Source organism: Streptosporangium roseum DSM 43021 (genome assembly GCF_000024865.1).
GTDB lineage: Bacteria > Actinomycetota > Actinomycetes > Streptosporangiales > Streptosporangiaceae > Streptosporangium > Streptosporangium roseum.
In genome coordinates this window covers 5,314,647-5,327,124 of record NC_013595.1, presented here as the reverse complement: position 1 = coordinate 5,327,124, position 12,478 = coordinate 5,314,647, and the positions used below count along the sequence as shown (strand labels likewise).

12 protein-coding genes are annotated in these 12,478 nt (G+C 69.3%); 10 read left to right on the top strand and 2 right to left on the bottom strand.

Annotated elements, in window-relative coordinates; genetic code table 11:
* Nucleotides 1-15 precede the first annotated feature (15 nt).
* Nucleotides 16-864, top strand: coding sequence for a universal stress protein (locus tag SROS_RS23310; RefSeq protein ID WP_012891370.1), 849 nt, complete (start codon nucleotides 16-18; stop codon nucleotides 862-864).
* A 134-nt stretch (nucleotides 865-998) separates the two neighbouring features.
* Here the strand turns inward: SROS_RS23310 and SROS_RS23305 are convergent, their stop codons facing one another.
* Complete coding sequence (locus tag SROS_RS23305) at nucleotides 999-1,670, bottom strand: pyridoxamine 5'-phosphate oxidase family protein (RefSeq protein WP_012891369.1); 672 nt, start codon at nucleotides 1,668-1,670, stop codon at nucleotides 999-1,001.
* A gap of 316 nt (nucleotides 1,671-1,986) precedes the next feature.
* Between SROS_RS23305 and SROS_RS23300 the strand changes: the two genes are divergently transcribed.
* From SROS_RS23300 to SROS_RS23270, 8 genes are all read left to right on the top strand, one after another.
* A complete protein-coding gene (locus tag SROS_RS23300; protein ID WP_012891368.1) occupies nucleotides 1,987-2,853 on the top strand; it encodes a universal stress protein in 867 nt (288 codons plus the stop codon).
* On the top strand, nucleotides 2,850-2,984 hold the full coding sequence (locus SROS_RS53940) for a hypothetical protein (RefSeq protein ID WP_281047952.1): 135 nt from the start codon (nucleotides 2,850-2,852) through the stop codon (nucleotides 2,982-2,984). The genes SROS_RS23300 and SROS_RS53940 overlap by 4 nt, the downstream gene beginning before the upstream one ends.
* 64 nt (nucleotides 2,985-3,048) lie before the next feature.
* Nucleotides 3,049-3,870 carry a universal stress protein gene (locus SROS_RS23295; protein ID WP_012891366.1) on the top strand — a complete coding sequence of 274 codons (822 nt, stop codon included), beginning with the start codon at nucleotides 3,049-3,051 and terminating at the stop codon, nucleotides 3,868-3,870.
* Nucleotides 3,871-4,077: 207 nt separating this feature from the next.
* Nucleotides 4,078-4,977 carry a universal stress protein gene (locus SROS_RS23290; protein ID WP_012891365.1) on the top strand — a complete coding sequence of 300 codons (900 nt, stop codon included), beginning with the start codon at nucleotides 4,078-4,080 and terminating at the stop codon, nucleotides 4,975-4,977.
* Nucleotides 4,978-5,065: 88 nt separating this feature from the next.
* Nucleotides 5,066-7,354 carry a heavy metal translocating P-type ATPase gene (locus tag SROS_RS23285; RefSeq protein WP_012891364.1) on the top strand — a complete coding sequence of 763 codons (2,289 nt, stop codon included), beginning with the start codon at nucleotides 5,066-5,068 and terminating at the stop codon, nucleotides 7,352-7,354.
* A 117-nt stretch (nucleotides 7,355-7,471) separates the two neighbouring features.
* Nucleotides 7,472-8,131 (top strand): CBS domain-containing protein, encoded by a 660-nt coding sequence (locus SROS_RS23280; RefSeq protein ID WP_012891363.1) that lies wholly within the window; start codon nucleotides 7,472-7,474, stop codon nucleotides 8,129-8,131.
* 13 nt (nucleotides 8,132-8,144) lie between these two features.
* Entirely contained in the window at nucleotides 8,145-9,146 is a 1,002-nt protein-coding gene (locus SROS_RS23275; protein WP_012891362.1) for an Acg family FMN-binding oxidoreductase, read from the top strand.
* A gap of 287 nt (nucleotides 9,147-9,433) precedes the next feature.
* Nucleotides 9,434-9,739 (top strand): vWA domain-containing protein, encoded by a 306-nt coding sequence (locus tag SROS_RS23270; protein ID WP_012891361.1) that lies wholly within the window; start codon nucleotides 9,434-9,436, stop codon nucleotides 9,737-9,739.
* Nucleotides 9,740-9,934: 195 nt separating this feature from the next.
* Here SROS_RS23270 and SROS_RS23265 read toward each other — a convergent pair whose 3' ends face one another.
* Complete coding sequence (locus SROS_RS23265) at nucleotides 9,935-10,204, bottom strand: dihydrofolate reductase family protein (RefSeq protein WP_012891360.1); 270 nt, start codon at nucleotides 10,202-10,204, stop codon at nucleotides 9,935-9,937.
* A gap of 461 nt (nucleotides 10,205-10,665) precedes the next feature.
* On the opposite strand from SROS_RS23265, the gene SROS_RS46160 reads away from it, so the two are divergent.
* Nucleotides 10,666-12,006 (top strand): serine/threonine-protein kinase, encoded by a 1,341-nt coding sequence (locus SROS_RS46160; RefSeq protein WP_012891359.1) that lies wholly within the window; start codon nucleotides 10,666-10,668, stop codon nucleotides 12,004-12,006.
* The last annotated feature ends 472 nt before the right edge of the window (nucleotides 12,007-12,478 follow it).

Below are 12,478 nucleotides of genomic sequence, written 5' to 3'. Positions count from 1 at the left end.
CGAGCGGGGGCAGTCATGACTGAATCGATCGCCGTCGGAACGGACGGCTCAGCCGCCGCGACCGCAGCCCTGGCCTGGGCGGTCGATGACGCCGTCCGCAGGGGGTTGCCCTTGCGGATCGTTCACGTCGTGGACCGCTGGCCGTACGACGTCGCTGAACTTCCCACGCCGGGTCGGCCCGACCACTTGTCGCGCCTGGGTGAGCAGGTGCTCGCCCAGGCGCTCACGGCCTCCGCGGAACGCGGGCCGGATGTCTGTGTGACCACCGAGCTGATCGAAGGGGCCCCGGTCGAGGTCCTGTGCGAGCAGGCCGGGGCGGCCGTCGAGTTGGTGATCGGTAGTCGCGGCCTGGGGGGGTTCGCCGGATCGCTGCTCGGTTCGGTCCCCATCCGTGTGGCGGGTCACGTGCGCGGCGCCGTGGTGGTCGTACGGCCGGGTGCCGGACAGACGCGCGGTGAAGTGGTCGTGGGCATCGACGGTTCCGCCGAATGCCAGCCCGCTCTGGGCTTTGCCTTTGAACAGGCCGGACTGCGCGGATGCCCGTTGCGGGCGGTCTACGGCTGGCAAGCACCGGTTCACGGGTTCACGCCTGAGGCCGCCCGCGACATGGACGAGGTCCGGCAGGGACAACGCCGGATGGCCGCAGCCCGGCTCACCGACTGGAAAGAGAAATTCCCCACGGTCGACGTCGTGCAAGACGTGACATGTGCACACCCGGTACCGACTCTCGTGGCCGCCTCGGTACGAGCCGACCTGCTCGTCGTGGGGTCCCGCGGCCTCGGCGCCGTCGGCTCGGTCCTTCTGGGCTCGGTCAGCCGCGGGGTGCTCCACCACGCTCACTGCCCCGTCGCGGTCGTCAGATGAATCAAATCAGCCTGCCCGGGGCCGCGTGGCGGGCTTCTCGCCGTGCCGGCAGGGGCGCTGACGACCACTGCGGATCTCGGATCCGTAAAAAGATGCCGCCCAGGTGACCGCCCCGGCGCCCACCTCTCCGAGGATCACGAAACGTGCCGGATGCGTCGGCCGGTGATCTCTGCTGGGACGATCTTTAGGTATAGCTCCCGCTCGCCGCCCGCCCAAGGCTGGACTCCCGAGGTGGCGGCCGCGGCCTGCTCGTCGGCGGAGACGTGATGGGCCCCGCCCCGGATGAGCACGCTCCAGCCCTCGCGGGAGGCGTCGTCGATCCGGTCGATCTCGAATGCGATCTTGAATTCGACCCCCTGGACACCGGTGCGCAGGTTGTCGTCGAGCGGGCCGCCGACGGCGGTGCGGACGATCACTGAGTTGTCGCGTAGTACGTAGTTGACCGGCAGGATCGCCGGTCCTCCGGGCTCGTTGAAGGCCACTCTGCCGACGCCGCCAGGAGCGATCAGCCGCAGGCACTCCTCGGCCTCCAGCCTCTCCAGATGAGGATGGGGAGTGGGACGGCCTCGCCCAGGTGGCAGGCCCATCGTTCCACCGAGCAGTTCCTCGACGTTGGTGTTCAAGGCGGTGGCCAGTTTACGCACGGTGTCGAGCGTCGGAGCGGCGGCCGTCTCCTCCAGGTAACTGAGGTATCCGGGATCGATCCCGGCCCGGCCGGCCAGCTGCTCGCGGCTCAGGCGCAGCTCCTTGCGCCGCCAGGCCACCCGACGCCCCAGGTCGCCGGGGGCCGTCACACGTTCGGTCATCGGAATCTCCTAACGGGAAAACAAAAAACGATCACGGGTTGGGGGCTGTCGGATGCCGCGTACTCTCAACCGGACCGCGTGCGGACCTTTCCTTCCCATCCGCAGGGATCCGCAGGAAACAGCGCCCAGCAGGTCAAGAGCGTTGCCGTGCGCCAGTCTGCCTTCGCAGGAGGCGTTCTCCATATCCCTCATTCCACTACGGACGAAGTCTGGTGACAGGGTCGGAAGTCCCTGACGGCCGGGTCCTTCGACCGCTGTGGAAAACGCCGGGAGAAGGTCGGATGGAAATGGAAGGGGAAAGCCAGAGGAGGACGACATGACAGCGCATGTAGTGGTGGGCGTGGACGGCTCACCTTCCTCGCAGGCCGCGGTCGAATGGGCCGCCGACGACGCCGTGCGGCGCGGATGTGCCCTGCGGATCGTCTATGTGTGCGAGCCGTGGGTCTACGACATCCCGCTCCAGACCCCGCCGGGCTTCCGCGACTCGGTGACCGAGTACTGCCAGGGCGTGCTGGCGACCGCGGCCCGCCTGGCACGCGAGCGCACCCCGGGGACCGAGGTGAACGCCGTGCTGGAGACGGGCCGCCCGGTCGAGATCCTCCGGCGTGAGGCCCAGGACGCCGAGCAGGTCGTGCTGGGCAGCCGGGGCCGCGGCGGGTTCACCGGGCTGCTGCTCGGCTCGGTCTCCCTGGCCCTGGCCGGGCACGTGGCCGCGCCGGTCGTGGTCGTCAGAGGGGACCAGGAGCGGACCTACGGCGAGGTCGTGGTCGGCTTCGACACCTCGCCCCATTCGGCGGCGGCCCTGGAGTACGCCTTCGAGGAGGCCACCCGGCGCGGCGCCCGGCTGCACGCGATCCACACCTGGCAGATGCCCGTGGTGGGACAGGGGGCCACCCACTACACGCCGCTGTTCGAGGAGATCTCCGCCACCGGGCGGCGCATCGCGGCGGACACGCTCACCCCCTGGCGGGAGAAGTACCCGAAGGTGGAGATCGAGGAGACGATGGTGTGCGGGCACCCCGTCGCCGTCGTCTGCGAGGCCTCGGAGGCCGCGGACCTGGTCGTCGTCGGCTCGCGGGGACAGGGCCGGCTCGGCTCGGCCGTACTGGGCTCGGTCAGCCACGGGGTCCTGCACCACGCCCGCTGCCCCGTCGCGGTCGTGCGGGCCCGGGGGGAGGCATGATGGCCATGCAGAACCTCACGGTGGCGCAGGTGATGAGCCGGATACCGGTCGCCGTCGAGCCTGACGAGTCCCCGCTGATGACGGGGACGTTCCGCCTGGTCCCGGTCCTGCCCCAGGTCCCAGGGGAGTGACGCGGAGCCTTCACTCCCTTTCCGGTCATCGAACGACATGACGTCGCCGCTGAAGGGGGCGCTGATGAGGCGAGAGATCGTCGTCGGGTTCGACGGATCGCCGCAGGGCCGTACCGCCGTCGAATGGGCGGCGCGGGAGTGCGGGACAGGCCGGGCGGAGCTGACTGTCTGCCACGTCTGGGACGGCCCCCACGCCGAGCGCGAGGCGGCGATCACCGGGCAGGTGCGCAGGCTGGCGGGCCGGACCCTGATCGAGGGGGTGGAACTGGCCGAGAGACTGCTGCCCGGCCGGGCCGTGCGGTCGATCCTGGCCCGGGGGACTCCAGGGCCGGAACTGGTCTCGCTCAGCCGGGCGGCGGAGATGCTGGTCGTCGGCTGCCGGGGGCTCGGCGGGGTCACCGGGCTGCTGCTCGGCTCGGTGAGCGCCCACGTCGCCACCCACGCCCGCTGCCCCGTGCTGGCCGTACGGCGGGCCGATCCGGCATCGCCGCCGTCTCCGGGGAACATCGTGGTGGGGGTGGACGGATCCGCCTGCTCGGCAGCGGCTCTGAGGTTCGCGCTGGGGCATGCCCGACTCCACCGGCTGCCGGTACACGTGATCCACGCGCGGAAGGACACCTCGCCACAGCCCGGATGGGAGGTGGAGCGCTGGCTCGCCGAGACCGTGGCCTCGCTGTCCGGTGACCATTCCGGCGTGGCCGTCACGGCCGGCGCGGTCAGCCAGCTGCCGCTTCCCGCCCTGCTGGCCCGTAGCCGTCAGGCGCGGCTGCTGGTGGTCGGGTCCCGGGGACTGGGCTGCGTCCGGGCACGGGTTCTCGGCTCGGTGAGCCAGGAGCTGCTCCACCGGGCCTCATGCCCGGTGGCTGTCGTCAAACAGCACGATTAACAGCGAAAACTCCATGAAATCGTCGCGTTTGCAGCGCTTACCCGCAGCCTGCTCACTCCATTCATGGACATAACGGGTAGATCGCTTACAAGCACCGATCAGAAAACAGGCCGAAAGTCCCTGCGCAGGTGGTCCAGCGCCTCTGGGATTTCCCGATGCCCACGTCCGACGCTTGAACGGACAGGAACCCTACGTGGGGAGAAGAACATGTTCTCCAACGACACCAGCCAGCCGGTCGGTCCGGACGCGCACGAGGGCTCCTCGCCGATCGTCGTCGCGGTGGACGGCTCGGCCGATGCGGACAGAGCGGTGAGATGGGCCGCTGACGATGCCTTCCGCAGGCGGTCGGCGCTGCGGATCGTGCATGTCGTGGAGCGCGGCCCCTATGACATTCACCGGTTCGCCGCCCCTGCGCGGCCCGACACGATGGTCATGAACGGGTGGAAAGTATTGGCCGAGGCCGAGCAGACGGCGCGAAGGCGCCAGCCGTCCGTCGAGGTGAGCACCGAACTGATCGAGGGAAACCTGACCAGGACCCTGTGCGAGCAGGCTGCGGGCGCCAGCGCGGTCGTGCTCGGCAGCAGAGGCCTGGGCGGCTTCGCTGGAGCACTGCTCGGGTCGGTGAGCACACACGTGGCCGGCCATGCCCACGGCCCGGTGGTCGTCGTCCGTCCCGGCGGGGAGGAAGTGCACCGTGAGGTCGTCGTCGGCGTCGACGACTCCCCGCAGTGCGAGCCCGCGCTGGCCTATGCCTTCGAGCAGGCCAGGCTGCGCGGCTGCGCCCTGCGCGCCGTCCATGCCTGGCAGTTGCCGGTGCACGCCTTCGCGCCTGAGATCTCCTACGACATGGACGAGATCCGCCAGGCACAGCACCGGGTGGTCCAGGAGCGGCTCGCGGCCTGGCAGGAGAGGTTCCCCGAAGTGGAAGTGGTCGAGGCCGTCCACAGCGCGGACCCCGTCGACGCTCTCACCAACGCCGCCACCAGAGCCGACCTGGTTGTCGTGGGCTCACGGGGGAGGGGCGCGGTCGGCTCGATATTGCTGGGCTCCGTCAGCCGTGGCGTGCTGCACCACGCCCACTGCCCCGTGGCGGTGGTCCGATCCTGACCGCCGAGTCGCCCACGGGCCGGATGTCCTGATCAAAGCGGACCTCCCGACCCATGGACGACTCAGGACGCCGCAAGAGGCCGAGAACATGAGACGGTTCGCCACCATCGCCCTTCTCCTGGTCACTGTGACCGGATTACTGGCCGGACTCATGCTTCACCTGGCCGGTGCGGAGGCGGCCGGCGACATCGTGTGGACGGTGGTCACCGTCGCGGCTCTGGTGCCCGCGACCGGATGGGTGATCTCGGCGCTGCGCAGCGGCCGGTTGGGCGTGGACGCCATCGCCGTGCTCGCCCTTGCCGGGGCGCTCGCCGTACGGGAGTATCTCGCCGGAGCGTTGATCGGCGTGATGCTCGCGACCGGCCGGGCGCTGGAGGACTACGCCCTGCACCGGGCCAGGAGTGACCTGAACGCCCTGTATGAACGCGCGCCGCATTCGGCCCGGCGCTATGAGGACGGGGTGCCTCGCCTTGTGCCGGTCGAGCAGGTGTGCCCCGGTGACCTGCTATTGATCCCCAGCGGGGAGATCGTCCCCGTCGACGGGCTGGTGACGGGCGATCTCGCGTTGCTGGACGAGTCTGCGCTGACGGGGGAGTCGATACCGGTGGAGCACGCCGTGGGCGAGGGCGTGCGCAGCGGTGTGGTGAACGCCGGTGCCGCCTTCGGCCTGCGGGCCACCCGGACCGCGGCGGACAGCACCTATGCGGCAGTGGTGGCGCTGGCGCGGCAGACCGAAACCGGCAGCGCCCCCGTCGTACGGCTCGCCGACCGGTTCGCCGCCTGGTTCCTGCCGGCCACGCTCCTGCTGGCGGCCGCCGCCTGGCTGCTGTCCGGCGAGCCGGTGCGGGCCGTTGCCGTGCTGGTCGTCGCCACCCCTTGCCCGCTGTTGCTCGCCGCACCCGCGGCCATCGCCTCCGGACTGTCTCGCACGGCGCGACACGGGGTGGTGGTGAAGGGCGGCGGAGCCTTGGAGAGACTGGGCCAGGCCCGCACGCTCATCCTGGACAAGACCGGCACGCTGACCTCCGGACGGCCGCAGGTGGTCGACGTCGTGGCCGCCCCCGGCGCCCGCGCCGATGATGTGCTGCGCCTGGCCGCCGCGGTGGACCAGATGTCCTCTCACGTGCTCGCCGCTGCGATCGTCGACGCCGCCCGCGTGCACCGGGCCGTGCTGCCGCAACCGGCTGAGGTCCGGGAGAAGCCCGGCACCGGGACCACGGGGGTGGTGGAGGGGCACCGGATAGAGGTCGGCAAGGCCACGGCCCCCTCTCGCTCGGAATGGGAGCGGGCCCAGCGGGCGCGGGCCGCGTTGGACGGCGCCATGACCGTCTGGGTGACGGTGGATGGCCAGGCCAGCGGAGTGATCCTGCTCCGCGACGCCATACGGGCCGATGCCGCGCGGACTCTGAGACGGCTGCGCAGCGCCGGGATCGAGCGGATGGTCATGCTCACTGGGGACCGGGCCGAAGTCGCCGAAAGCGTGGGCATCGTCCTCGGCGTCGACCAGGTGCTGGCTGAACAGACCCCCGCCGCCAAGGTCCGGGCGGTACGGCAGGAGGCGGCCAGGGCGGTGACCGTGATGGTAGGCGACGGGATCAACGACGCCCCGGCCCTGGCGGCGGCCGACGTCGGGGTGGCGATGGGCGCCCGGGGCTCGGCCGCCTCCACCCAGGCAGCCGACGTAGTGCTCACCACTGACCGCCTGGACCGGCTCGCTGACGCCATGGACGTCGCCCGCCGCTCCCGCCGCATCGCCGTACAGAGCGCGGCCATGGGGATGGCGCTGTCACTGCTGGCCATGGCGGCCGCCGCAGCCGGAGCACTGGTGCCTGCGGTCGGCGCCCTCCTGCAGGAAGCCATCGACATAACGGTGATCGTCAACGCGCTACGGGCGCTGCGCCCCGTGCGGGGAACTCGGACGGTGGTCGACCCCGCCACCGAGGCCCTGCTACGCCGATTCGAGACGGAGCACTCCTCACTGCGACCGCCCCTGGAACTGATCCGCGAGACAGCTGACGAACTGGGCGAAACTCCCTCTGCGGCGTCCCTGGACCGGCTGCGAGAGGTCCACAGTTTCCTCACCGAACGCCTGCTGCCCCATGAGCGGGCCGAGGAACAGCGGCTGTATCCGGCGATGGGGCAGGTGCTGGGCAGTCTCGAGGCCACGATGACCATGAGCAGGGCGCACGCCGAGATCGAACGCCTCGTGCGGCGTGTGGGAAATCACCTTGCCCTCACCGAGACCGACGGGGTGCGCGCGGAGCAAATGGACGACCTGCGGGCCTGCCTCTACGGTCTGCACGCCGTCCTGGTCCTCCACTTCGACCAGGAGGAGGAGGCCTACTTCTCCCTGGCTGCCAACTCGGCGGCAGAATGAAAGCAGACTATTAGGGAGAAAACAGACATAAGTCCTATGTGAGGGGGACTTTCGCCGCTGACGCTCTCGACATCACTGCGGGATCGTCGTGACTGAGGGTCTTTGAGGAGGTCAATCATGAAGGTCTCAGATGTCATGGGCACCAGAGCGGTCGCGGTACGACCGGAGGCGCCTTTCACCGAGATCGTCGAGGCCATGCGGCGTTTCAAGGTCGGTGCGCTCACCGTCATCGACGCCGATGACCACCCCATCGGCATGGTCTCCGACGATGACCTGCTGCTCAAGGAGACCGACTCCACCTCTGCGGGCAGTGTCTTCGACAGCCGTCGCAGACGCCAGGAGCACCACAAAGCCGCAGGCATCACGGCCCGGGAGATGATGACCAGCCCCGCGATCACGGTCACGAAGGACACCGTCGTCCGGGACGCGGCGCGGCTGATGCACCGCTACCGGATCAAGCAGCTTCCCGTGATCGAGCCGGCCACCGGACGTCTCGTCGGAACCGTGCACCAGAGCGATCTGCTGAAGGTCTTCACCCGCCCGGCCGAGGAGATCGACGGCGAGATCACCGAGATCTGCAATCGCCTCTACGTCGACCGGGAGCACCTGACGGTCGACGTAGCGGCGGGTGTGGTCACGCTGACGGGTCACGTCGGTTTCCGCTCGCAGATCTCCCGCCTGGCCGCGGCCGTCCACGGGATCGACGGTGTCCTCGACGTGGAAAACCGCCTGGCCTACCGATCCGACGACCTGACCCCCACCCCGCCCCTTCTGTGACGGAGGCGAAATCATGAGCGCTCGCACCACCGAGGAGATCACCTCGGCGATCCGCGCGGCGGTCCAGGCCGCCGTGTGGGCGCCGTCGGTGCACAACACCCAGCCCTGGTCCTTCGCCGTCGACGGCGAGGAGATCGCCCTGCGGGCCGACAGCGACAGGAAACTACGGCTCGGCGACGCCGCGGGCCGCGAGATGCTGATCAGCTGCGGCGCCGCCCTGATGAACGTACGGCTCACGCTGAGCGCGCTCGGCTGGGAGCCGCGGGTGAGGGTGCTGCCCGACCCCGACCGTCCCGCCCTGCTGGCGACCGTGCGGATGGGGGAGGCCGTCGTCGCCGACGAGCACACCCGGCTGCTGCACGCCGAGATCGAACGCCGCCGCACCCACCGTGCCGGCTTCACCGACCTGCCCGTGCCGGAGCGTCTCATCGAGGCGCTGGTGGCCCAGGCGCAGGCCGAGGGGGCGCGGCTGACGCCGGTCCGTTCCGAGGCCGCCGTCCGGGTGCTCGCCGCGCTCACCTGCGCCGCCCAGGACGTGCAGTCCCAGGACCGGCTGCTGACCCTGGAGATGATCAGCTGGGCCCAGCCGCCGGGCAGCTCCCGCGGGGACGGGGTCCCGGCGCAGGGCTACCCCCGCGAGCCCCGGCGGACCTCTCCGCACTTCGCCCAGCGCGACTACGCCCACGGTCATCCCTGGGGCAGTGACGCCGATCAGTTCTTCGCCGCCTCCACCGGGACGGTGGCGGTGCTGACCACGCCGGCCGATGCCCGTGAGGACTGGATCACGGCGGGTCAGGCGTTGCAGCGTGTCCTGCTGCAGGCCTCCGCCTACGACGTGCACGCGGCCTTCCACACCCAGGCGCTGGAGACGGTCCATCTGCGGGAGTTTTTGCGGGAGGAACTGCTGTCGGGCCGGCACCCTCAGATGATCATGCGTCTGGGCTACACCTCCGACGACAGCGAGGGCATCCGGCGACCGGTCACCGACGTGTTGCAAGAACGCCGGCCCAGCTGACCCAAAGGCGCAAGGCTCCGCGAGCCTGACCCGTGCGACAGGCTGCCTGCAGCTCAGTCCCACCCGCACGCCGACGACACTTCCTCCGCCCTGGTAGTTCCCGCCGTCGTCAAGGCAGACGCGTTCCGCAAGGCAGCCCCGGTCAGACGCGGATGCTGAAGGCCGAAGGTCCCTCACCTCGATGGCCTTCGCCTCCCGCTCCGGCCGCCGTTTCGATGATCTGCTGAACGTATGCGGAAGCCTGGTCGGCGCTTGGACCTGATGTTCCTGCGCGGAAAGGCTCTCCCGTGACCTCCTTGACCATCTACACCTCACCCGCCGGCGAGCGGCAGGTCCGTACCTGGTGTCGGGACCGGCTGGGTTCCTGGGCGCCCCGGCACCGAACGCACACCCTGGAGACCGGTTCGGGGGCCACGACGGTGGTCACCGCCGGGCAGGGGCCGGGCGTGCTACTGCTGCCGGGTACCAACTTCTGCGCCGCGACCCTGCTGGAGGTGGCCGATGCTCTGGTGCCCGACCACCAGGTGATCATGGCCGGCCAGATCGGGTTCCTGCGCCCCTCGCCGGAGGTCCCAGTTATCTGGGGTGGTTGATGGAACTCGCAGGTCAGCGGCTTGAGGCTCAGTCAGCCATGTAAGGCATGTGAGTGATCGGCATCTGGGTGCGCCGGGTGTGAAGCTCTTACATACACGGCCTGTGATCCGGGGCGGGTATCACGATCGCCTCGGAACACAGCGCCACGAGATCCTTGGGTGACCCGAAGCACGGGCCGATCCGAGGTTGGGTACTCAGCGCCTGGTCTCGTACCTGGTCAGGAGTACGCCGTCGGGGAACGTCCGGGTCTCCATCAGGGTCAGGTTCACCCAGTTGTCCAGGGCCGTAAAGAACGGCGTGCCGCTGCCCAGCAAGACCGGTGCGGTGACCAGCACGTACTCGTCGATCAGCCCGGCCCGTGTGTGGAACAGCTCGTCGCTCGGCACGCTCCAGCCGAGGTCGTCGCCGGGCGCGGCGACGTAGCCGTCCAGGCTCAGGTTCATGCCGAAGGTCAGTTTCCGCATGGCGTCAGCCTCCTGTGAGTCGGTACTCGGCGTACAGACCAGCACGGCGCGGAAAAATCATCGGTCAGGCCATACCGAGGGCCGGTTCACCACCACGCCAGTCCGCCGCGAGAACACCAGCCGGTGCCTGCCTGACGGGCCCAGGCCATGAACACCCGGAACCCGGCTCGGGCCGCCGTAGTTATCTTGGGTTGTTGTCCTCTTTCCGCAGGCCAACGTTCGATGATCTTGTCTGGTACGTCAGGCGCGTTCAAGAGGTGACAAGGTCGTGACGTGCGCCGTCTCGCCGGGCATGCTCGGTCGAGTGAAGCGGATCAGCCGGGGGTCACCACCTGTAGATAGCGCGCGATGACCGCCGCCTTCGTATTGCGCACCAGGTGAAACAAACGGGCATGCACCGATGATGGGGGCTTGTACCCTGATCAACTGTTCATGCCAAGCGCGATGGCGGGAGACGGTGCATGACTTCGAGGCTGGCCGGTGATGTGGTTGGCGGGCGCTACCGGCTTGCCGCCGAGCTGGGGTCCGGTGGTTTCGGGCGGGTCTGGCGGGCTCGCGACGAGACCCTCGACGTGGACGTTGCGATCAAGGAACTGCAACTGCCGCCGGGGATGCCGGAAACCGCACGAGCCGAGCGGCTGGCACGGGCCACGCGCGAGGCCCGCAATGCCGCCCGGTTGCGCAAGCACGACGGCATCGTCGCGATCCACGACGTCGTCATCGACGACGGCCTTCCCTGGATCGTCATGGAGCTGGTCGACGGCTGCTCGCTGGACGAGCACGTCAAGCAGCACGGACCTCTTCCGGTGGGCAGGGCCGTCGAAGTCGCCGTGGCACTGCTGACGGCGATCGGCGCAGCACACCGGGAAGGTGTCGTGCACCGCGACATCAAACCGGCCAACGTCATGCTCGCCGAGAACGGGAAGGTCCTGCTCACCGACTTCGGGACGGCAATCCACTCCACCGACACCGCACTGACTGCTACCGGGATGTTCATCGGCTCGGCGGAGTACACGGCGCCCGAGCGGTTGCGTGGCAGCGACGGCCTTCCCGCCGGGGATCTGTTCTCCCTCGGCGTGACCCTTTACCAGGTCGTTGAGGGCGTCTCACCGTTCCGCCGCGATACCCAGGAAGCGACGTTGGCCGCAGTGCTACTGGAGGAGGCCCCGGCGCCGCAGCGAACCGGCCCGCTCACGCAGCTCATCACCCGGCTACTGGACAAGGACCCAGACCGTAGGCCGACGGTCGAAGAAGCACTGGCCATGGCAGGTGACATTGCGGGTGAGCAGCCCGCAACCACGGTCCGCGTGCGGCGCGACACCAAGATCCTGCCGGCCTTGCCGAAGAAGCGGCAGCCGGTCGTTGTAGCCGCGCCGATGGTGGCCATGCTGGCAATGGCGGTCATGACGGCGCTCGGCGTCGCCGGACTCCCCGATGCCGGCGAAACGTGGGGGGAATTCGAGGACCACATGGGCAGCGCCATGGTCAGCGTCGCCGTTGCCGATGTCGTTCTGGCCGGCTTGGTGTGCGCCAGTCTCGCGCGCTTCCTGCCAGTAAAAGTCGGCAAGATCGTCACTGCTGTCGTCGGTGTCGCCGGGCTGGTCTTCGGCTGTGGCGCGACCGCTTTCGCCTTCCACGGCGCCGGCGAGATCTTCCGGAACGCGATGGAGCTCTCCGGGCGAGAGTCCGCGACGGTGTCGCTGGCCTTGATCAGCATCGTCGCCCTCATCGCTGTCGGGTCGGCCGTGAGCTCGCAACTCCTCGTTCGACGCGAAACGATCAAAGGTCGAACACGATCATGATCGCTCGCACGATCCGATCAGCGTCGGATGCCGGGCTGGTCGGGCCGAGAGACCCCGGCATCTCCTCGAACTCGGCCCGCGCACCTGACATGGCCGACATGCCTTACAACCCCTGGATATCAGTGAGGCAGGTTCTCCAACGCCTACTTGCCTCACATGCCTGACAGACCAACGGCGCCCAAGATGACCAGACGGCAGAACAGCTCGTGGGCGTGGAGCGCGACGCTGATGGGTCGTCCGATGCTGGGGGCGAACGTCGGCGCGGACCGAATTCCTGCACGCGACGCTGCAACGCGCCGGGCTGAAGGACGCGCCGCTGACCGTCGCTGCCTACGGACTGTCGCACTTTGTGATCGGGGCCACGGTCAGCCAGGTGTCATGGCGCGGAAAGGACGAGTCGACCATCCGCGACGCCGCTGACAAATCCTGAGGGCGCAGCGCGACGCGTATCCGACGCTGGCCGCGCACGGGC

Bases quoted from the DNA above. Each gene is read 5' to 3' on its own strand.
- SROS_RS23305 (WP_012891369.1), bottom strand. From the start codon at position 1,670: ATGACCGAACGTGTGACGGCCCCCGGCGACCTGGGGCGTCGGGTGGCC.
- SROS_RS23280 (WP_012891363.1), top strand. From the start codon at position 7,472: ATGAAGGTCTCAGATGTCATGGGCACCAGAGCGGTCGCGGTACGACCG.
- SROS_RS23275 (WP_012891362.1), top strand. From the start codon at position 8,145: ATGAGCGCTCGCACCACCGAGGAGATCACCTCGGCGATCCGCGCGGCG.
- SROS_RS46160 (WP_012891359.1), top strand. From the start codon at position 10,666: ATGACTTCGAGGCTGGCCGGTGATGTGGTTGGCGGGCGCTACCGGCTT.
- SROS_RS53940 (WP_281047952.1), top strand. From the start codon at position 2,850: ATGATGGCCATGCAGAACCTCACGGTGGCGCAGGTGATGAGCCGGATA.
- SROS_RS23290 (WP_012891365.1), top strand. From the start codon at position 4,078: ATGTTCTCCAACGACACCAGCCAGCCGGTCGGTCCGGACGCGCACGAG.
- SROS_RS23285 (WP_012891364.1), top strand. From the start codon at position 5,066: ATGAGACGGTTCGCCACCATCGCCCTTCTCCTGGTCACTGTGACCGGA.
- SROS_RS23300 (WP_012891368.1), top strand. From the start codon at position 1,987: ATGACAGCGCATGTAGTGGTGGGCGTGGACGGCTCACCTTCCTCGCAG.
- SROS_RS23265 (WP_012891360.1), bottom strand. From the start codon at position 10,204: ATGCGGAAACTGACCTTCGGCATGAACCTGAGCCTGGACGGCTACGTC.
- SROS_RS23310 (WP_012891370.1), top strand. From the start codon at position 16: ATGACTGAATCGATCGCCGTCGGAACGGACGGCTCAGCCGCCGCGACC.
- SROS_RS23295 (WP_012891366.1), top strand. From the start codon at position 3,049: ATGAGGCGAGAGATCGTCGTCGGGTTCGACGGATCGCCGCAGGGCCGT.